Genomic DNA, 17,918 nt, shown 5'->3' with positions numbered 1-17,918 from the left:
CGCCGACGCCTGCCCCCACGATTTTTCAAGCTTGAGGAGTTAAGACCATGACGCAACGCACCAAAGCCCACCGGCTCCAAGTCGCCACCCAGCTGTACCGCTTCATCGAAGACAAGGTACTGCCGGGCACCGGCATCAGCAGCGCGGATTTCTGGAAGGGCTTCGACGCCATCGCCCACGAACTGGGCCCCAAGAACGCCGCCCTGCTGGCCGAGCGCGACCGCCTGCAGCTGGAGATGGACGCCTGGCACAAGGCCCACCCCGGCCCCATCCAGGACATGAAGGCCTACCGCGCCTTCCTGGAGAAGACGGGTTACCTGGCCCCCGTGCCCGCCCAAGTGCACAGCGACACCGCCAACGTGGACGCCGAACTGGCCGTGCAGGCCGGCCCGCAGCTGGTGGTGCCCATCCTGAACGCGCGTTATGCGCTGAACGCCGCCAACGCGCGCTGGGGTTCGCTGTACGACGCGCTCTACGGCACCGATGCCCTGCCCGAAGACGGCGGCGCCACCAGGGCCGGCCCCGACGGCAAGAGCTACAACCCCAAGCGCGGCGCCAAGGTCATCGAATACGCGCGCCACGTGCTGGACCGCGTCGCCCCGTTGGTCAAGGGCTCGCACCTGAACGCCACCGCCTACACCGTCGAAGGCGGCAAGCTGAAGGTGGCGCTGAAGGACGGCAGCAAATACTGCCTGGTCGACGCGCACAAGTTCGTGGGTTACCAGGGCAGCGCGGTGGCGCCCTCGGCCGTGCTGTTGCGCAACAACGGCATCCACATCGAGATCCAGTTCGACCGCAGCACGCCCATCGGCCGCAGCGACGCCGCTGGCGTGAGCGACCTGCTGGTCGAAGCCGCGCTCTCCACCATCCTGGACCTGGAAGACTCCGTGGCCGTGGTCGATGCCGACGACAAGGTGCTGGCCTATGACAACTGGCTGGGCATCCTCAAGGGCACGCTGACCGAAGAGGTGAGCAAGGGCGGCAAGACCTTTGTGCGCCGCCTCAACGCCGACCGCATCTACAAGGGTGCCAACGGCGAAGAAATCCGGCTGCACGGCCGCTCGCTGCTGTTCGTGCGCAACGTCGGCCACCTGATGACCAACCCGGCCATCCTCTACGGCGACGGCAGCGAGATCCATGAAGGCATCATGGATGCCGTCATCACCACCACCATCGCCCTGCACGACCTCAAGGGCCTGACGCAGAACGGCGTGCGCAACTCGCGCACCGGCTCCATCTACATCGTCAAGCCCAAGATGCACGGCCCGGCCGAAGTGGGTTTCGCCTCCGAGCTGTTCGCGCGCGTCGAGCAGCTGCTGGGCCTGGCCGAGAACACCGTCAAGCTGGGCATCATGGACGAAGAGCGCCGCACCAGCGTGAACCTCAAGGCCTGCATCGCCGCCGCCAAGAGCCGCGTGGCCTTCATCAACACCGGCTTCCTGGACCGCACCGGCGACGAGATGCACACCGCCATGTACGCCGGCCCCATGATCCGCAAGGCCGCCATGAAGGGCACCGAGTGGATCGACGCCTACGAGAAGAGCAACGTGCTCGAAGGCCTGGCCTGCGGCCTCAAGGGCCGCGCCCAGATCGGCAAGGGCATGTGGGCCATGCCCGACCTGATGGCCGCCATGCTCAAGCAGAAGGTGGTGCACCCGCTGGCCGGCGCCAACACCGCCTGGGTGCCCTCGCCCACCGCCGCCACCCTGCACGCCCTGCACTACCACCAGGTCAACGTGGCCGAGATCCAGGACAGGCTGGAGCAGCAGGCCATGGCGAAGAACTTCAAGGCGCTGGAAGACAAGCTGCTCACCGGCTTGCTGACCATCCCCGTGGCGAGCAAGCCGAAGTGGACGCCTGAGGAAATCCAGCAGGAGCTGGACAACAACGCGCAGGGCATCCTGGGTTATGTGGTGCGCTGGATCGACCAGGGCGTGGGCTGCTCCAAGGTACCCGACATCCACAACGTGGGCCTGATGGAAGACCGCGCCACGCTGCGCATCTCCAGCCAGCACATGGCCAACTGGCTGCTGCACGGCGTCACCAACGAAGCGCAGGTGCGCGCCACCTTCGAGCGCATGGCCGCCGTGGTGGACCAGCAGAACGCCGGCGACCCGCTCTACAAGAAGATGGCCGGCAACTTCGCCACCTCCATGGCCTACAAGGCCGCGACGGACCTGGTCTTCAAGGGCCTGGAGCAGCCCAGCGGCTACACCGAGCCGCTGCTGCACGCCTGGCGCCTGAAAGTGAAAGCCGCACACTGACCCGTGTGGGGGGGTCAAGGCCGCGGCCTGAAAACGCGGGCTTGACCAGCGGCTGAAGCCGCCGCGCAAAACCAGAGCCTGGTTCTGCAAAATGGAAACGGCACCGTCAGGTGCCGTTTTCCTTGGGGGTTGACGCTCCTCGCGTCAACCTGAATACGGGGGGCAGTTGCTCAGCGCGCGAGGCTCAGCTCGCTCACACGGGCCACACCCTGCGATTGGCGTTCGCTGATGGCGCGCTGTGCGCAGCGTGCGTTCAGCAGCGCGAAGGCCTGGTCTACCGGCGCCTTGATCTCCGTGAGGGTGGCATCCAGTGCGACGTTGTAGCTGCTGGACAAGGTGTCGCCGTCATTGCCGCCGCCCAGCATCTGCGCGCAGTTGTAAGGCTGGTCCACGAAACGGGACAGGGCGGAGCCGGGGGCGTCCATGTTTTGAGCCGGTGCGGCAAAGGCGATGGCGCTGAGGGCCAGGGAAACTGCGATCTTTTTCATGGTGAAACTCCTTGGTGTGTGGTGTCGTCACGCCGAAGAACCAGGGGCCCCTTGTGGGTTTGGCCGTCCATTTCTCGCTGCAACTTCGTCGTGTGGTAAGACTAAGTCGTTTGTAAAAAAGCGCAACAGCGCGTGACACACGCCGTATCCGTTTCTGTCGATTAATTCACGGCGCCATCCGCCCGGCCGGCGCCAGCGTGAAATAAGTCACACGAATTCCCCGGCCTGCTTTTCCCGCACCGCACAATCCGCCCATGGACGGCCTGCAACCTTTGATTGATTTCGTTGCCAAGCACCCGCGCTTGCTGGTCATCACCGGCGCCGGCTGCAGCACTGCCGCTGGCATTCCGGACTACCGTGACGAAAACGGCGACTGGAAACGCCGCGAGCCCATGCGTTATCAGCTTTTCGTGGAAAGCGCGCTGGCGCGCCAGCGCTACTGGGCCCGCAGCATGCTGGGCTGGTCCACCATGGCCGGTGCGCAGCCCACGGCCGCGCACCACGCCCTGGCGCAGCTGGAGCGCGCAGGGCGCATCGTGCAGCTCGTCACGCAGAACGTCGACGGCCTGCACCAGGCCGCAGGCAGTGCCGCGGTAGTGGATCTGCATGGCCGCATCGACACGGTGTGCTGCCTGGGTTGCGGCGCGCGTTCACCGCGCCGTGCCTTGCAGGAGCAGTTGATGGCGCGCAATCCGGACTGGCTAGGACTTGATGCACGCATCCTGCCGGATGGTGATGCCGATCTGGAGTCGCTCGACTTTGCCGGTTTCCACCTACCCGCTTGCCCGCACTGCCGTGGTTTGCTCAAGCCCGATGTGGTGTTTTTTGGGGAGAGCGTGCCGCGTGAGCGCGTGGCCGCCGTGCGGGAGGCTTTGACGCAGGCCGACGCCGTGCTCGTGGCCGGCTCGTCGCTGATGGTGTATTCGGGTTACCGCTTTGTGGAGGAGGCGGTGGCGGCGGGCAAGCCGGTGGCGGCGGTGAACCGGGGGCGGACGCGGGCGGATCCAGTGTTGGCGCTTAAATTGGAGAAAGAGGTGGGGGAAGCCATCGAGGCACTGGCAGCGGAACTGGCTGCGTAGGGGCCGGCTACGTTGCCGCGGTCCTGGTGGGTCCCTGCTTTGCGTCGCTCGATCTTTTCCCGAGAGGGTTGAAGAATTCGCGCCAGAAAATAGCCGACGCCAAGCGGTACAAAAAGCCGCAAATACCCCCATAGGCGCGGGATGACATCGCCCCAGGGTTCGGACGTTCCACCGCATGCAGCAGTGAGCGCCTGATTTGCATGCAAGGCGGTGTGGTCCCGCTGTGCATGCATAGGTACAGCAGGTTCGCCCAGGACACATGAACCTACCCGTGTCCTGCGCCATACTCCCCAATGACTCCCCGTGCCGAACGCCGCAGAGAAAAAGGAACCATCGTGCAATCTGCCAGTGACCAGTGGTTCGATGAGGCCTACTACCAGCGCTACTACTTTGACAAGAAGACCAGCGGGCTCGACCCCGCACATATGACGCGCTTGAGTGCCTTCGTGTGCAGCTACCTCCAGTACCTGCGTGTGCCCGTGCGGCGGGTGCTGGATGTAGGCTGCGGCATCGGCCTGTGGCGCGAGCTGCTGGTGCCGCACTTTCCCGGCGTCAGCTACCACGGCGTGGAGGTCAGCGACTACCTCTGCGCGCGTTACGCATGGGAGCGCGGATCGGTGGTGGACTACCGGTGTGCCGAGCCGTTCGACCTGGTGATCTGCCAGGGCGTGCTGCCCTACCTGAGCGAGGCCGATCTGAAGCGCGCTCTGGAAAACCTGGCCACGCTGAGCCGCGGCGCCTTGTACGTGGAAGCCGCGACGCGCGAGGACTACGAGCGTGAAACCATCGACGCTGCGCTGACCGACCCGCGCCTGTTCCGTCACCCTGCCCGTCTGTACCGGCGCGGCCTGTCGGACGGATTCACGGAGTTGGGTGGAGGCCTCTGGCTGAGCCACCAGGCCGAGGTGCCGCTGTTCGAACTCGAGTGCGCGGGCGGCCGCTGACCACGCCCTCCATCGCCATCGACCGAGTCACTCCCCGCCCCCAAACAAATCCTGAAACTTCTGCGCCGCATCGTCGGCGCCTGAGCTCTTGCTCATCGGTACCCCCTTCGGATACTCCTCCGCAATCCGGTCTTCCCAATAAGTCGTCGGATTCGGTGCGGCGCACAGCCGGCGAAAGACTTCCTGCGGCACTTGCTTGTAGGCCAGGACAGTTTTGCTGTCCCAATGCAGGTCCAGTTGCTGTGTGGACGTGTCGTAGTCTGCGCGACGGATGCGTCCGATGGTGAAGGTCTTGCTCAGCATGGCGCATTGTCTCGGGCGCCAGGCCCGGGCGCAAGGGGACTTCGAGCAACGTCCCTTGCCGCGGCTTATTTGCCTGGGGGTTTGCCGGTGCCGGTTGTGCTGGCGGTGGTCGCCATGCCGGCAGGTATGGCCGGAGCCGCTGCCAGGGCCGCCGTCACGCGCGCCTGGTTGGCCCGCGCCAGTCGCGGCAGGTTGCCGCCGCTGGCCTCGCCCAGGCTGTAGCTGAGCGTGGCCGTGGTCATGGGGCCGTTGATGCGCAAGGGGACGTTGATGCCCGCGAGTTCGGCCAGTTCGCCTGCGCTGGCGCGCTTGATACCTGGCGCCACCGTGGCATCGAGCCAGCCGTCCAGCTGCAGGGTGTCGAGGTCCAGGTCCGCTTCACCCTTGCCTGTGAAGAGTGGCGACTTCCACAGCAGGTCTTCGCTGCGCGCCTTGCCCTGCGTCACGACCATGCTGGCCTTGAATTCGTTGTAGGCGGTGCTCTCGGTCAGGCGCACACCGTCGCGGCGTTCGGCCCCGCTCAGGCCCAGCTGGTCCCTGCCCGCGAGCAGGGCCTCGGGCAGGTCAAGGCCGGCCAGCGTGCCGCGCGTGAGCGAGAGGCTGGCTGTGCCGGTGAGCGACTGGCGCAGCGTTGGCAGCGTGGCACCTTGCGCGCTCAGGTCGAATACCAGGTTGCCCTTGCCGCTGAGAGGGGACTCGCCGCCGCTCAGGTCGGCCAGCAGCGTGTCGATCTGCACGCCCGTGAGTTTCTGGCGCACGCTGAGTTGCGGCGCCTCGCCGGCGCTCAGGGTCCAGGCACCTTGCAGGTTGCCGCCATACAGCTGCGCGGTGATGGGCTCCACACTGAGCGTGCCCGAGGCGGCGCGCAACTCGGCGGCGAACGCGCCGGCCTGCAGGCGCGCCACGCGCAGTGACTCGCTGCGCAGCTTGCCACGCAGGCTCAGCGTCTTGAGCCGGCCGAAGTCCTGCGCTTGCGTGCTTTCCTGCAGGCGGCGCGTCCAGTCGCTCACTAGGTAGCGGTCCAGGTCCAGCGCATTGGCCGCGAGGTCGAAGGTCCAGGCCGGGGCCTTGAAGTCCTGCAGTTGCACGCGGCCGCTGAGCTGGCTGTCGTCCAACCCGGCTTTGAGGTCCAGCGTCACGTCCTGCGTGGCCAGGGCGGCCAGCAGCTTGCCACTGGCCGTGGCCTGCAGGCGCGCGGCCAGCAGGGGGTGGCTGGCGGTCCAGCGGGTGTTGAGGGCTTCGAGTTGCAGCTGGCGTTTCTCGATGTCGTAGAGCAGAGGGCTGTTGCCGCGCCCCTGCAGCAGACCACCTGCGTGCCTGAGTTCGATGCTGCCTTGTACATCGGCGCTCTTCCAGGTCTTGGCACCGGCCTCGATGGCGGGCACCTGCAGCGTGGCGGCCAGCACGGACGGGTCGCGCGTGATGCGGCCTTCCAGGGCGAGGGCGCTGGCCTGCCAGAGGTCGCGCGTGAGCTGCACGCGCGCCGCCGCGAGCTTGCCTTCGAAAGGGTCCAGCGCCAGCCGGCCGCGCGCCGTGGCGCTGAAGGGCTCCAGCACCAGCCGGTGCTGGTCCGGCCAGGCCGTGAGCCGGCCGCGCCAGTCCAGCAGCAGTTCCTTGAAGCCGAGGGCATCACCTTGCGCATGGCCTTCCATCTGGGACAGCTCGTAGCGATGGGCCGCGTGGTCATAAAGCATCTGCGCGTTCAGGCGCAACTGCAGGTCCAGCTGGGGCTGTGCCGACTGCAGGCGCAGGCTGGCCTGTACTTGCCCGGCCGTGGCGTCGGCCAGGCGGCCGGTTTCCAGGTTCAGCTCGTGCACGAAATAGGCCTGGCCCGAGGCCTCGTCATGAAGGTTGAGCGTGGAGTCGAGCACACGCACTTTCTCCACCGCGAACTGGAGTTCGCCCATCCAGTCGGCCGGTTGCAGCAGGTCGTCGAAATTGGTGCTGCCGTCGGGGTGGCGCAGCAGGTTGGCGTGCACGCCGTCGAGTACGACGCGTTCCACCTGCACCTGCTTGGTGAACAGTGGCCACCAGGCGACGTAGAGCCGCGCGTTCTCCACCGAGGCGAACTTGAGGCTGCTGTTGCGCTGGCTCAGGCTGAGCTTGCCGGTCTCCAGGCCCAGCTGCGGGAACCAGGTGACGTGGATGTCGCCTTCGAGCACCAGGTCGCGCTGCTTGTGGGTCTTGACGTAGTCGACGATCTGCGACTTGAAGTCGTTGGCGTCGAGCAGGTGGAAGGCCAGGCTCACGATGCCGCCGATCAGTATCAGCATCAGCACCAGGCTGCCCAGCGCGTGGCGCCAGTGCTCCTTGGCGTAGCCCTCGGCAAAGGGCAGCTTGACCGGGGTGATGTAGGCCAGCGTGACGCCGATCACCCCGTACCAGCCCAGGAAGGCAAGCTTGAGCGAGCCTGCCGGCGCGGGGACGGCGGCAGGTGCAGGTGGCGCTTTCTTGCCGGGCTTGCTCATGGGGAGGAGGGGGAGAAGACAGGGACAACCATTCTTGATGAAGTGGTGGTTGCCGTCTGTAAGTTGTGGTAACGACGGCGTGTCGTTCCCCCTGCAGCGCGCGCCCTGGTGTCAGGCCGGCTTTTTCCTTTTCCTCCGCAGGAAGAACCAGGCATACAGCGCGGCCAGCAGCAGCACGTTGCTGAAGAAGATGCGCGGGTCGCTCCATGGCACTCCGTCGACCCGCAGGTCCGAGAGCGGCCACAGGAAGGGCGTGGGGAAGAAGGCTGCGCTGTGCGTGAAGATGTCCACAGCGATGTGCAGGCCCCAGGCGCCCAGCTCCATCAGGGGCTTGCCGCGCACCAGCCAGACCAGGCCGAACACGAGGGCGAACACGACCAGGCTGTGCGTGGCGTTGTAGAGGCTGTACACATAGGCCGGGATCAGCGTAGGGTCCGGCGGGTGCCCCAGGCCATGGACCCACAGGCCGTTGACAAAGACCAGCCCGAAGGAAAAGAGGTCCGGCACGGTGCCGAAGCCGAAGGCGGTCCAGAAGCTGCGCCGGCTGGCGCGGCCGAGTGCAAGGCCGCCCCAGAGTCCGTGCGAGACGATGTCCATGTGCGGGGCTGCAGCCGGCGTGGGGCTACGACAGCATCAGCAGCACCAGCCCCAGCGCAGCCGGCAAGGCCTGCACGAACAGGATCTTGCGGCTGGCGGTCGCCGCGCCGTACAGGCCGGCCACCAGCACGCAGAGCAGGAAGAAGACCTGGATGTGCGTGCCCGCGGTGCCCAGGCTCAACCCCCAGAGCAGGCCGGCGGCCAGAAAGCCGTTGTACAGGCCCTGGTTGGCGGCCAGCACCTTGGAGGCCTGGGCCTTCTCCAGCGTCTGGCCGAAGGCCTTCAGGCCGGCCGGCTTGTCCCAGAGGAACATTTCCAGCACGAGGAACCAGATGTGCAGCAGGGCGACGAGGACGATGACGACGGCGGCAACGACAGACATGGCGTTTCCTTCGGGTGGGGTGCGCAGGTATCAAACGATACCCTAGTACTGCGCCCCAGAAGTATCGAAACATGAAAGCGCGCCTTCGCGCGCATGGCCGCGTTGCAAATCCTCGCCATAGCGCAGGCTAGGGCTGTGGTTTGCGCCTGGCCCTGCCCACGAATTCATCGCTTTCATCATGTTCCTCTACCTCTGGGGCGCAGTACCAGGCGCAGGCCGGCGAGGAAAGGCGTCCGCCGGCTTAGCCGGTCAGGGCGTCCACTTCCTGCGCCGTGGTCCAGGCGATGGGGTCGCGGTCGAGTTCGGCCAGCAGCAGTGCGATCACGCGGGGAATGCTCGGAAGCGCGGCGGGGGAGTGGAGCAGGCTGGCAAGTTCCATCGGGTGCTTCAGAGTTGCCCGTACTGGGTGCTGCCGATGTCGCTTTTCCCGCCGGTGGCGGCGGGGGCGCTGCCGGTCGGTTCGGCGGGCGTCTCTGCGCTGCGGCGGGCCAGGCGCACCCGGGCATGGGAGACGTCACCCGGGACTTCACGTGTGCGCATGGCCGCGGCCGCCCTGGCCTGTTCGGCGCCGTCGCCGGCGCGGGCCGGCATGGCGAAGGCGTCGACCGATTCGTCGACGCGCCAGAAGACGCCCTGCAGCGTGACACCCGCGCGGTTCATGGCGCCGGTCATCATGCGCTGCTCGGCCTGGGCGAAGCTGGCGGCTGTGCCATTCCACTTGGCTTCGAACAGCTTGCTCACTTCGATCATGGCGATGAAGACCTCGTGCTGCTGGTCGACGTTCACCACCTTGAACTTGTACATGTTGGAGAGCACTTCCATGGCCAGCATGCTTTCGCGGATGGACTGGTAGAGCATCTCGCGCCGGTAGCGCATGCCCTCGTCGGCTGGCATGCGTTCCGCACGGGCTTCGCGCTGGGCTGGGGCGGCGGCCTTCTGGCCGAGCAGGGACTTGATCTGGGGCAGCATGGGCATACTCCGGTGGCGATGTCGGGAGGGTGGTGGTTGGCGTCTCAGCGGAATTTCATCCGGGCCTGGAAGGCGGCCCAGCAGTTGGCGCAGCGGAAACGACCGGGTGAGGTTGCCACCCCACCGGCTTCGGGCCGGTCGGTCTGGCATTCGCCGATGCAAAAGCGCAGCTTGTCACGTTGCGGGTCGAGCGAACCCGGCAGGGCGGGCGACATGCGCCCGCGCACCGAACGGGTATTCGCCGAGGCGACTTCCTGCCGGGGCGCTGCCGTGGCGTCGGACGGGTTCACCCTGCGGCCTCGCTCAGTTGCTTCTGTTGCCTTATCCGCCGGGTGTATTCGTGCAGGGCCGCCTCGGCCCGGTCGATTTCGCGCGCCGGCGCGGCGTAGGCCAGCAGGCCGTCCTGCAGCATGGCGCTCATGGCGGTCAGGGTCTCATGCCAGGCCGCTTCGGCGTCGCTGGCCGGCGGGGGGTGGGCGAACTCTGCTTGCGGGTCTTCCATGCGTGCTTCCATTCAAGGGCCGGCACGCTGGCAGAAAAGCGGGGGTGGCAAAACACAGAAGCGCGCCGACGCCGTTTCTGCTTGCGACAAGAGCCGGTCTTGCAACAGACTGTCTTGACGGCAACCCCGCTATCGTGCCCAGACCGTGGGCTTTAGACCGGAGGCTTTGCGACCCCGACTTTCGTGCGGGTGTGCCAAATTGAGACATCCATTCTATCGGCGAATGGCCGGGTGTCGCCGAGCAAATCTGAGCCGTCTGGCACCTTTGTTGTCGCGGAATCTGGCTATGAACGGCAGTTGATCGATAGCGGATAGATGGGCTGAGAGACTGCGCCCTCAGTCATGCGGCCAGGCCATCCACAGGATGGCCAGCCCGGACACCAGCATCACGGCTTCCATGAGTTGCAGGAAGCGGTGCTCGGGCAGGTGCAGCACCAGGCGCCTGGACAGGGTGGAGCCGATGAGCACGAAGACGCCGATCAGCAGGCCCTGGCCGATGGCGCGGTGGTCGATCACGCCCAGTGTGTGGAAGGTCGCGCCCTTGGCCAGGAAGACGGCCAGCGAACTGGCGGCTTCGGTGCCGATGTAGGCGCCTTTCACGAGGCCGTAGGCCAGGAAGAAGGGGGTGTTGATCGCACCGGTGGAGGCCACGATGCCCGTGAGGTAGCCGATGATCGCGCCCACCAGCGCCATGTGGCCGAGGTGGGGACGCCATGCCATGCGGCGCAGCCAGCGCCGCACCGGGATCATGAGCAGCAGGAAGCTGCCGAGGATGAGCTCGATCAGGCGCGGGTTGAACTGCACCAGGGTGTTGGCGCCCAGCACCACGGCGGGCACGGAGGTGGCCGCGTAGACGCCGCAGAGTTTCCAGTCGATGCTGCGCCACCACAGTCCCACGCGCGCGAGGTTGGCCACGATGGCTACCAGCGCAATCACGGGCACGGCCGTCATGGGGCCATAGAAGTACACCAGCGGCGGCATCAGCAGGATGGTGGTGCCGAAGCCGATCACGCCACCCAGCACGCCCGCGCCCAGGCCGACGGCACAGATCAGCAGCATGGGCAGCAGTTCGCTCATGGTTGCTTCAGCTGCGCACCGTGCTCTCGATCACGAAGCGCTTCACGACCAGCGGGGTGTCGCCGATGTGAAACGCCCGCGCCCGCTCGCGCAGCGCGACGTCGTCGGCCGTCATGCGTTCGAAGCGGCGCAGGTGATCGGTCCAGGACTCGTCGACGATGTGCTCGACGTAGACGCCCGGCTGGCTCAGGTCGTGCAGCAGCTCCCAATGCAGCGCGCCGCGGCGCAGGCGGCTGTGCCGGTTCTCCTCCAGTACGGCCTTGAACGCTTCGGCCTGCGCCGGATCGATGCGGTATTCGATGGTGACCAGGATGTGACCGGAGGACGGCGGCGTGCTGACCACCGGCTGCGTGTACTCGCTCGCCGGCGTCAGGTCTTCCTCGCCGTGGTGGCCGGCCCAGTAGCGCCGCGCCAGGAACAGGGACAGCACGGCCGAGATGGCTGCCACCAGCAGGCTGGTCTGCACGCTGCTCCAGGTGGCCACCTGTCCCCAGACGGCAGCGCCGATGGCGCCCGAGCCCATGAGCGCCATCTGGTACATGGACATGCCCCGGGCGCGCACCCAGTTGGGCAGCGCCATCTGGGCTGACACGCTCAGGGAATTGGCCACCGTGATCCAGGCCACACCGCCCAGGAACATGGTGGGCACGGCCAGGTAGATATTGGGCGTGAAGGCGATCACGGCCATCGAGGCGGCCTGCAGCACGGTGCCGAAGACCACGCGCTGGTCGAGGTTCATGGCCTGGCGCATGCGCGGCAGGAAGAGCACGGCGACGACCGCGCCCGAGCCCATGGCGGCCAGCAGCAGGGTGAAGGTGCCGGCGCCGCCGTCGGGCAGGCCGCGCGCCACCAGGGGCAGCAGGGCCAGCACCGCCGTGCAGTGGCTGTAGAACAGGGCGATGCGCAGCAGCACGACCCGCAGGCGCGCCGAATGCGCGACGAACTGCAGGCCCACGCGCATGGCGCTGAAGAGTTTCTCGCGGCCCAGCGGGTGGGGTTTGTGCTCGCGGCGCCAGCGCATGATGGTGAAACCGGCGACGACCGAGAGCGCGGCATTGAGCAGGAAGACGTAGAGCGTGCCGGCGCTCGCGATCAGGGCGCCGGCCACCAGCGGCCCGATGATGCGCGAGCCGTTCATGGCCGCGCCATTGAGGGCCAGCGCCGCCGGCAGCTGGGTGCGCGGTACCAGTTCGGGCACGATGGCCGCGAACACCGGCCAGCGCATGGCCAGGCCGATGCCGTTGGCAAAGGTCAGCAGCAGCAGCAGGGCCGGCGACATCCAGCCCGCCAGGATGGTCACGCACATGAGCAGGGCCACGCCGGCCACCCAGAACTGGGTCAGGATGAAATAGCGCCGGCGGTCCAGGATGTCGGCCATGGCCCCGCTGGGCAGGCCCAGCAGGAACACAGGCAGGGTCGAGGCGGTCTGCACCAGGGCCACCCAGAGGGGGGTCGTGGTCAGCGAGGTCATCATCCACGCCGCCGCGACATCGTTCATCCACATGCAGACGTTGGCGGTCAGCCAGGTGGCCCACAGCATGCGGAACACCGGCAGGCGCAGCGGGGCCAGGGCATTCATGGAGGGCGCCTCAGAGGCGGCCCCGGGCGTCGCGTCGCCTGGTTTCCTGGGTCGGAAGAAGGATCGCATGGCGGCTATTGTCGAGCAATCCGCCGCTCAGTCCGCGCGGCCCTTGATGCAGGTCAGGCCCAGCGCAGGCGCCTGCCCGGCAAACGGAGCGAGGCTGATGTCGGGGTCACCGACGGCCCATTGCACCGCATGGAGCCGGCCATCGTCCAACCGGACCACGCCTTTGAGCCGCTGCAGCGCGCCGTCGCGCAGCGCATCGACGCGTGCCTTCAGCTCGCTGGCCGACAGGGCATCCATCAGCGGCACGAAACTGGCGGCGGCATGGTGATGGTGGCCGTGCGTTTCGTGTGTGGACGCGAGGGTCGCGGCGGCCGCGCCGTCGCGCAGAGCGCAGACTTGCGGCCATCCGAGGGAGGCCAGTGCCGATTGCGCCAGGACCGCACGCGGGTTCAGTGCGTGCAGGGCCTCCGCCAGGGGCGCACCATCGGCCTGGTCGACCTTGGTAATGATCAGCGCATCGGCCGCCGCGATCTGCGCGCGCGCCTCAGTCTGCGCCTCGATCAGTGCCAGGCCTGCCGGGGCGCTGGCGGTGGCCAGTACGCCGGCGAGGGCGTAGCGTTGCTGCAGGAAGGGAACGGTGCCGAAGGCGGCGATGATGGGCCGGGGGTCCGCCACGCCGGTGGTCTCGATCAGCACGGAAGAAAACGCCGGACGGCGCCGGTGCAAGCGGTCCCACCAGAGTTCGCTCAGCGCCTCTTCCAGCCCCGGCAGGCCGGTGCAGCAGACGCAGTTGTTGGACAGCAGCATGGCGCTGCCCACGGCGCTGGCGAGCAGGCGGTCGTCGAAACCGACCTCGCCGATCTCGTTGACCACCAGGGCAGCGTCGGCCAGCGCCGGATCGCGCAGCCAGTGTTTCAGCAGCGTGGTCTTGCCGCTGCCCAGGTAGCCGGTCACGAGCCAGACGGGGATCCGGCGGGTGTTCATCTGGAGGGATGACCCAGGCGCGAAGAGATGGCGTGGCCGGCCTCCACCACCAGGGCGGAAAATTTGCGCAAGCCGGCCTTGGAAACCCGCTGCGTGGGCCCGACCAGCCCCACGGCGGCCACCACCGCACCACTGGCATCGAAGATGGGTGCGGCTACGCCGCGCATGCCGTTTTCCGACTCTTCGTCGTCGATGGCATAGCCGCTGGTCCGCACCCGCTCCAGGACTTGGGCGAGCCGGGTCTTGTCGGTCACCGTGTGCTCGGTGCGCGGCTGCAGCCTGGCGCGCAGGACGTTGGCCACCACCAGCGGTGGGCTGTAGGCCAGCAGGGCCCGGCCTTCGCTGGTGCAATGAGCCGGCATGCGCACGCCGAGGTAGGAGCGCGTGCGGATGGCGTGAGGGCTGTCGATGTTGCGCAGGTAGAGGATTTCGGCGTCGTGCAGCACCGCCAGGTGCACCGTCTCACCGCTCCTGGCACTCAGCTCATGCAGGTGCGGCACCGCCTGCTCCGACACGTCCATGCGCCGGCGCACCTGGGCGCCCAGCGCGAACAGCAGCAGGCCGAGGCGGTAACGGCCGTCGACCGGGTTCTGCTCCAGAAAGCCTTCGGCCACCAGCGTGCTCGCCAGCCTGTGGGCCGTGCTCTTGGCCACCCCCAGGCGTCTGGCCAGAGCCGTGATGCCCAGCTCAGGCTCCTCGGCCGTGAAGGTCTTCAGCAGGCGCAGCGCGCTGCCGACGGAGGACAGGCGGCGCGCCGGTGAGTCTTGGGCCTGGGTGTTCAACGGTCGGGCTCGATGGTCATGTGGATGGGACCCGCCACGCCCTCACCTACCAGTGAACGCAGCGCCAGATCGGTCTCCTCCAGCGTGAAGGTGTGGGTGCTCATGGCGGTGACATTGTGGCGATTGCCCGCGATGAGCTGCAACGCGAGCTCCACCGACTCGTAGGAATGCCCGCGCATGCCCTTGACGGTCAGGAAATTGGCGATGATGCGGTCGCTGTCGAAGGCCGGAATCTTCTGGCGCTTCTGCCCACCCAGGATCACGCGGCCGCGCTTGCGCGCCAGTTCGATGGCGCTGACCACGGAAGCCGGCCCGCCGGCCGCGCAGTCGATCACCAGATCGGCCATGCGCCCGCCGGTGAGGTCGGCCACGCTCTCCAGCAGGTCCTGCGCCTCGATGTCGATGGTGTGGTGCGCTCCGAGCTGCCGGGCCAGCGCCATGCGCTGCCGATCGGTCTCGCTGCTCAGGCCGGTGACGATGATCTGCTCGGCCCCCGCCTCGCGCGCGGCCACCACGCAGGCCAGGCCCTGCTGGCCGGGCCCCTGGATCACCACCGTCTGCCCCGGACCGGCGCCACCCTGCAGATAGGTCCACTCGATGCCATTGGACAGGGGCAGGGCCAACGCCGCATGGCGTGCCGAGACACCGGCTGGCACATGGTGGAACACCGTGTTGAAGTGCAGGTGCTGCTGCTGCGCGAAACCGCCCCACAGACCGGGCGCCACCGACAGCCCGGTGGCGCCGTAGCGCAGCCCGCCCAGGCGCCAGTCGGTGGCATTGCACAGCCGGAACTCGCCCGAACGGCAATACTCGCAGTGGCCGCAGGGCAGGTACTCTTCCAGCGCGACGCGGTCGCCCTCCTTCACGTTCCAGTGCCGGGCCGCGAAGGCGCCGATCTGCTCGACCAGGCCCACGGTCTCATGGCCCAGGATCAGCGGGCCGCGCGAGGGCGGCAGGTTCTGGTAATAGCCCCAGTCACTGCCGCAGACGCCGGTGCTGAGCACGCGCAGCAGTCCGGAGGCCGCGTCCGGCGCGGGAACGACCAGCTCGCGGATCTCGGTGACGCCAGGCGCCATGGCCACGGCGGCTTTCATGACGCGTCTCCGACTCCGGAGTGCGGTAGCGTGTTCATACCGTGACGTGCGCCTTGTTGGGTTCGGCCCGCAGGGCGTCCCTGGCGGCTTCGTGGAAAGGCTGGCCTTCGGGCAGCACGATGGCCACGGAACGTATCTTCTGCACGTGCGGCTCGGTGCCCGGCGGCGGCGTGCCCTGCTCGGCCAGCGCCGTGGCCGCCGCGATCAGGCGTCGGCGGGCCTGCACGATGCCGCGGTCCGTGCCGGTGAGGTGCTCGCGCGTGCGGTCCGCAATCGGCCCCATGCTCTCCTGCAGCGAGGAGTCCTGCACGGCGATGCCTTCGATACCGCTGTAGAGTTCGCCGGAGCGCTGCTTCTCGCGGTCCATCAGGTAGTCGTTCGACTTGTTGGCCAGGGGGATGTAGGTGCCGGGCACGTACTTGCAGTGGATGCCATGGCCGTCCTGCATGGCCTGGCGCTCGGTGGCGCTGAGCGCGCGCGAGGGGTGGTAGTCGAAGCTCCAGGCCCAGCAGTTTTCGTCGTCGATAGGCACCCAGAAGTGGCCATGCACCGGGTGGTCGCCGCGCGGCGGCACCATGGTGAAACAGGGCATGATCCAGGGCGTGATGCGCCAGTACAGCTTGCCGGCTTCGGCCTTGCGGCTCACCCCGATCAGCAGCCCGCCCTCGGCCTCGGCCACCTCGAACTGCGGCCGCAGGTCCTGCATGTTGTACTCATTGCCCTTGGCACCCTTGAAGAGCGGGTCGCGGCTCAGGCCGCCGCGATGCAGGAAGGAGACGTGGCTGGAGTCGATGCCGCCTTCGAGCGCCTGCAGCCAGTTGCACTCCTGCAGGCGCTTGGACATGAAGCTCTGTTCGGCGGGCACAGTGGCAAACTCCCACTCGGGGGCTGGCGGCTGGTGCTCGGGTGGTCCCATGTAGATCCAGATCACGCCGCCACGCTCGATCAGGGGATAGGACTTGAGTTTGACCTTGTCGCACAGGCGGCTGCCTTCGGGTTCCGAAGGCACGTCGACGCACTGGCCGTTGACGTCGAACTTCCAGCCGTGATACGGGCAGCGCAGCCCATTCTCCTCGTTGCGGCCGAACCAGAGCGAGACCCCGCGGTGGGCACAGAACTCGTCCATCACCCCGAGCCGGCCCTGGGTATCGCGGATGGCGATGAGGCGTTCGCCCAGCAGCTTGAGGCGCACTGGCGCACAGTCCGGCTCGGGTAGCTCCTCGGACAGCAGCGCCGGCAGCCAGTAGCGCCGGAAGAGATTGCCCATGGGGGTGCCGGCGTCGGTACGGGTCACCAGCTTGTTCTGTTCCGTTTTCAGCATCGTCGTCTCCTGTTCCGTATAGGGGAATTCTTTTCCTTTTGGAAGAACGAAGATAGCATGAGCTCATCTGGTCCTGCAACCAAAAAAATAGGAGCCCCATGGTTCGTCAACTCTTCGCCATGGCCGCGCTGCTCGGCCTCTCGACCGGCGCCCTGGCGCAGGTCGAGAGGCCCGCCGGCGACTGGCCCGCCAAGCCGGTGCGTATCGTCGTGCCCTATGCCCCGGGCGGCTCCTCTGACACACTGGGGCGCATGATCGCGCAGCAGCTGCAGGCGGGTCTCAGGCAGACCTTCATCGTGGACAACAAGGCCGGCGGCGGCGGCACCATAGGCTCGGCCATGGTCGCCAAGCTGCCACCCGACGGCTACACCCTGGTGGTGTCGGGCATCGGTTCGCATGTGATCGCTCCGGTGGAGGTCAAATCCTTCAACCCGATGAACGACTTCACCCACATCGCGCTGCTCGGCGGCCCACCCCTGGCCCTGGTGGTGCACCCCTCGGTGCCGGCCAACAGCGTCCCGGAGTTCATCGCCTATGCCAGGCAACTCAAGGATGGCCTGAGCTGGGGTTCGCCGGGCCAGGGCACCCATGGCCACCTGGTTGGTGAACTGCTGGCCAAGCAGGCCCATTACGTGCAGACCCACATCAGCTACAAAGGCGCAGGACCGGCCGTCACGGACCTGCTGAGCGGCCAGATCCTGGCCGCCGTGATGACCTACTCGTCTGCCAACGCCTTCGTCAAGTCCGGCCGGCTCAGGGCGCTGGCTACCACGGCCTCCAGGCGGCTGGCCGAAATTCCGGACGTCCCCACTTTCGCGGAACTGGGCTACCCGGGCCTCACCTCCATCACCTGGTTCTCCCTGTCGGGCCCGCCCGGCATGCCGCCGACGCTGGTGAAAAAGATCAATGAGGAAGTGCGCCGCGGCCTCAAGATCGAGGCCGCGCAGAAGCAGTTGGCCTTCGAGAGCATGGAAACCCAGGACTGGGACGCCGCGACGTTCACGCGCTTCGTCAGCAGCGAGATCGAGCGCTGGACGCCTCTGGTGCAGTCCATCAAGAAGCCCCAGTAAACCCGA

General features: G+C 67.2%; 19 protein-coding genes and 1 riboswitch. Of the genes, 4 read left to right on the top strand and 15 right to left on the bottom strand.

Annotation, left to right across the window (positions count from 1 at the left end):
* The first annotated feature begins 47 nt into the window (after nt 1-47).
* The gene (locus AC1RRP_RS15740) at nt 48-2,264 is read left to right on the top strand and encodes a malate synthase G (RefSeq protein WP_493037808.1); all 2,217 of its coding nucleotides are present in this window, start codon (nt 48-50) and stop codon (nt 2,262-2,264) included.
* Nucleotides 2,265-2,434: 170 nt separating this feature from the next.
* On the opposite strand, the gene AC1RRP_RS15735 is transcribed toward AC1RRP_RS15740, so the two are convergent.
* Nucleotides 2,435-2,752 carry a hypothetical protein gene (locus tag AC1RRP_RS15735; protein WP_493037806.1) on the bottom strand — a complete coding sequence of 106 codons (318 nt, stop codon included), beginning with the start codon at nt 2,750-2,752 and terminating at the stop codon, nt 2,435-2,437.
* Nucleotides 2,753-3,006: 254 nt separating this feature from the next.
* Between AC1RRP_RS15735 and AC1RRP_RS15730 the strand changes: the two genes are divergently transcribed.
* Together AC1RRP_RS15730 and AC1RRP_RS15725 are read left to right on the top strand one after the other, a co-directional pair.
* Nucleotides 3,007-3,831: an NAD-dependent protein deacetylase gene (locus tag AC1RRP_RS15730; protein ID WP_493037804.1), complete on the top strand. Its 825-nt coding sequence runs from the start codon at nt 3,007-3,009 to the stop codon at nt 3,829-3,831.
* A gap of 335 nt (nt 3,832-4,166) precedes the next feature.
* Nucleotides 4,167-4,775 (top strand): class I SAM-dependent methyltransferase, encoded by a 609-nt coding sequence (locus AC1RRP_RS15725; RefSeq protein ID WP_493037802.1) that lies wholly within the window; start codon nt 4,167-4,169, stop codon nt 4,773-4,775.
* Nucleotides 4,776-4,802: 27 nt separating this feature from the next.
* Here the strand turns inward: AC1RRP_RS15725 and AC1RRP_RS15720 are convergent, their stop codons facing one another.
* From AC1RRP_RS15720 to AC1RRP_RS15655, 14 genes are all read right to left on the bottom strand, one after another.
* On the bottom strand, nt 4,803-5,078 hold the full coding sequence (locus AC1RRP_RS15720; RefSeq protein WP_493037801.1) for a KTSC domain-containing protein: 276 nt from the start codon (nt 5,076-5,078) through the stop codon (nt 4,803-4,805).
* A 65-nt stretch (nt 5,079-5,143) separates the two neighbouring features.
* Nucleotides 5,144-7,546 (bottom strand): AsmA family protein, encoded by a 2,403-nt coding sequence (locus AC1RRP_RS15715; RefSeq protein WP_493037799.1) that lies wholly within the window; start codon nt 7,544-7,546, stop codon nt 5,144-5,146.
* A gap of 111 nt (nt 7,547-7,657) precedes the next feature.
* Nucleotides 7,658-8,143 carry a hypothetical protein gene (locus tag AC1RRP_RS15710; protein ID WP_493037797.1) on the bottom strand — a complete coding sequence of 162 codons (486 nt, stop codon included), beginning with the start codon at nt 8,141-8,143 and terminating at the stop codon, nt 7,658-7,660.
* A gap of 25 nt (nt 8,144-8,168) precedes the next feature.
* On the bottom strand, nt 8,169-8,525 hold the full coding sequence (locus tag AC1RRP_RS15705) for a DUF1304 domain-containing protein (RefSeq protein ID WP_493037795.1): 357 nt from the start codon (nt 8,523-8,525) through the stop codon (nt 8,169-8,171).
* Between the two features lie 241 nt (nt 8,526-8,766).
* Nucleotides 8,767-8,904, bottom strand: coding sequence for a hypothetical protein (locus tag AC1RRP_RS15700; RefSeq protein WP_493037793.1), 138 nt, complete (start codon nt 8,902-8,904; stop codon nt 8,767-8,769).
* Nucleotides 8,905-8,912: 8 nt separating this feature from the next.
* Nucleotides 8,913-9,494 carry a hypothetical protein gene (locus AC1RRP_RS15695; protein ID WP_493037791.1) on the bottom strand — a complete coding sequence of 194 codons (582 nt, stop codon included), beginning with the start codon at nt 9,492-9,494 and terminating at the stop codon, nt 8,913-8,915.
* Nucleotides 9,495-9,538: 44 nt separating this feature from the next.
* Nucleotides 9,539-9,784: a hypothetical protein gene (locus tag AC1RRP_RS15690; RefSeq protein WP_493037789.1), complete on the bottom strand. Its 246-nt coding sequence runs from the start codon at nt 9,782-9,784 to the stop codon at nt 9,539-9,541.
* Nucleotides 9,781-9,996 carry a hypothetical protein gene (locus AC1RRP_RS15685; RefSeq protein ID WP_493037787.1) on the bottom strand — a complete coding sequence of 72 codons (216 nt, stop codon included), beginning with the start codon at nt 9,994-9,996 and terminating at the stop codon, nt 9,781-9,783. The genes AC1RRP_RS15690 and AC1RRP_RS15685 overlap by 4 nt, the downstream gene beginning before the upstream one ends.
* Before the next feature lie 116 nt (nt 9,997-10,112).
* Nucleotides 10,113-10,202: riboswitch (cyclic di-GMP riboswitch) on the bottom strand.
* Nucleotides 10,203-10,332: 130 nt separating this feature from the next.
* Nucleotides 10,333-11,073, bottom strand: a complete 741-nt coding sequence (locus AC1RRP_RS15680) for a sulfite exporter TauE/SafE family protein (RefSeq protein WP_493037785.1) — start codon at nt 11,071-11,073, stop codon at nt 10,333-10,335.
* A gap of 7 nt (nt 11,074-11,080) precedes the next feature.
* Nucleotides 11,081-12,652 carry an MFS transporter gene (locus AC1RRP_RS15675; protein ID WP_493037783.1) on the bottom strand — a complete coding sequence of 524 codons (1,572 nt, stop codon included), beginning with the start codon at nt 12,650-12,652 and terminating at the stop codon, nt 11,081-11,083.
* A 96-nt stretch (nt 12,653-12,748) separates the two neighbouring features.
* Nucleotides 12,749-13,645 (bottom strand): CobW family GTP-binding protein, encoded by an 897-nt coding sequence (locus AC1RRP_RS15670; RefSeq protein WP_493037781.1) that lies wholly within the window; start codon nt 13,643-13,645, stop codon nt 12,749-12,751.
* Nucleotides 13,642-14,427 carry an IclR family transcriptional regulator gene (locus AC1RRP_RS15665; protein WP_493037779.1) on the bottom strand — a complete coding sequence of 262 codons (786 nt, stop codon included), beginning with the start codon at nt 14,425-14,427 and terminating at the stop codon, nt 13,642-13,644. Before AC1RRP_RS15665 ends, AC1RRP_RS15670 begins: the two co-directional genes overlap by 4 nt.
* Nucleotides 14,424-15,521, bottom strand: a complete 1,098-nt coding sequence (locus AC1RRP_RS15660) for a zinc-dependent alcohol dehydrogenase (RefSeq protein WP_493037777.1) — start codon at nt 15,519-15,521, stop codon at nt 14,424-14,426. Before AC1RRP_RS15660 ends, AC1RRP_RS15665 begins: the two co-directional genes overlap by 4 nt.
* Before the next feature lie 34 nt (nt 15,522-15,555).
* Nucleotides 15,556-16,842 (bottom strand): aromatic ring-hydroxylating dioxygenase subunit alpha, encoded by a 1,287-nt coding sequence (locus AC1RRP_RS15655; protein ID WP_493037775.1) that lies wholly within the window; start codon nt 16,840-16,842, stop codon nt 15,556-15,558.
* A gap of 98 nt (nt 16,843-16,940) precedes the next feature.
* Between AC1RRP_RS15655 and AC1RRP_RS15650 the strand changes: the two genes are divergently transcribed.
* On the top strand, nt 16,941-17,912 hold the full coding sequence (locus AC1RRP_RS15650; RefSeq protein ID WP_493037773.1) for a Bug family tripartite tricarboxylate transporter substrate binding protein: 972 nt from the start codon (nt 16,941-16,943) through the stop codon (nt 17,910-17,912).
* Nucleotides 17,913-17,918 lie beyond the last annotated feature (6 nt).

It is taken from the genome of Hylemonella sp. GW821-FHT12C09 (genome assembly GCF_058807395.1).
Note: the sequence above shows the minus strand (reverse complement) of the source record. Positions and strands in the feature narration are given on the sequence as shown.

Bases quoted from the DNA above. Each gene is read 5' to 3' on its own strand.
- AC1RRP_RS15720 (WP_493037801.1), bottom strand. From the start codon at position 5,078: ATGCTGAGCAAGACCTTCACCATCGGACGCATCCGTCGCGCAGACTAC.
- AC1RRP_RS15655 (WP_493037775.1), bottom strand. From the start codon at position 16,842: ATGCTGAAAACGGAACAGAACAAGCTGGTGACCCGTACCGACGCCGGC.
- AC1RRP_RS15685 (WP_493037787.1), bottom strand. From the start codon at position 9,996: ATGGAAGACCCGCAAGCAGAGTTCGCCCACCCCCCGCCGGCCAGCGAC.
- AC1RRP_RS15710 (WP_493037797.1), bottom strand. From the start codon at position 8,143: ATGGACATCGTCTCGCACGGACTCTGGGGCGGCCTTGCACTCGGCCGC.
- AC1RRP_RS15650 (WP_493037773.1), top strand. From the start codon at position 16,941: ATGGTTCGTCAACTCTTCGCCATGGCCGCGCTGCTCGGCCTCTCGACC.
- AC1RRP_RS15740 (WP_493037808.1), top strand. From the start codon at position 48: ATGACGCAACGCACCAAAGCCCACCGGCTCCAAGTCGCCACCCAGCTG.
- AC1RRP_RS15700 (WP_493037793.1), bottom strand. From the start codon at position 8,904: ATGGAACTTGCCAGCCTGCTCCACTCCCCCGCCGCGCTTCCGAGCATT.
- AC1RRP_RS15670 (WP_493037781.1), bottom strand. From the start codon at position 13,645: ATGAACACCCGCCGGATCCCCGTCTGGCTCGTGACCGGCTACCTGGGC.
- AC1RRP_RS15680 (WP_493037785.1), bottom strand. From the start codon at position 11,073: ATGAGCGAACTGCTGCCCATGCTGCTGATCTGTGCCGTCGGCCTGGGC.
- AC1RRP_RS15735 (WP_493037806.1), bottom strand. From the start codon at position 2,752: ATGAAAAAGATCGCAGTTTCCCTGGCCCTCAGCGCCATCGCCTTTGCC.
- AC1RRP_RS15730 (WP_493037804.1), top strand. From the start codon at position 3,007: ATGGACGGCCTGCAACCTTTGATTGATTTCGTTGCCAAGCACCCGCGC.
- AC1RRP_RS15695 (WP_493037791.1), bottom strand. From the start codon at position 9,494: ATGCTGCCCCAGATCAAGTCCCTGCTCGGCCAGAAGGCCGCCGCCCCA.
- AC1RRP_RS15705 (WP_493037795.1), bottom strand. From the start codon at position 8,525: ATGTCTGTCGTTGCCGCCGTCGTCATCGTCCTCGTCGCCCTGCTGCAC.
- AC1RRP_RS15715 (WP_493037799.1), bottom strand. From the start codon at position 7,546: ATGAGCAAGCCCGGCAAGAAAGCGCCACCTGCACCTGCCGCCGTCCCC.
- AC1RRP_RS15675 (WP_493037783.1), bottom strand. From the start codon at position 12,652: ATGAATGCCCTGGCCCCGCTGCGCCTGCCGGTGTTCCGCATGCTGTGG.
- AC1RRP_RS15660 (WP_493037777.1), bottom strand. From the start codon at position 15,521: ATGAAAGCCGCCGTGGCCATGGCGCCTGGCGTCACCGAGATCCGCGAG.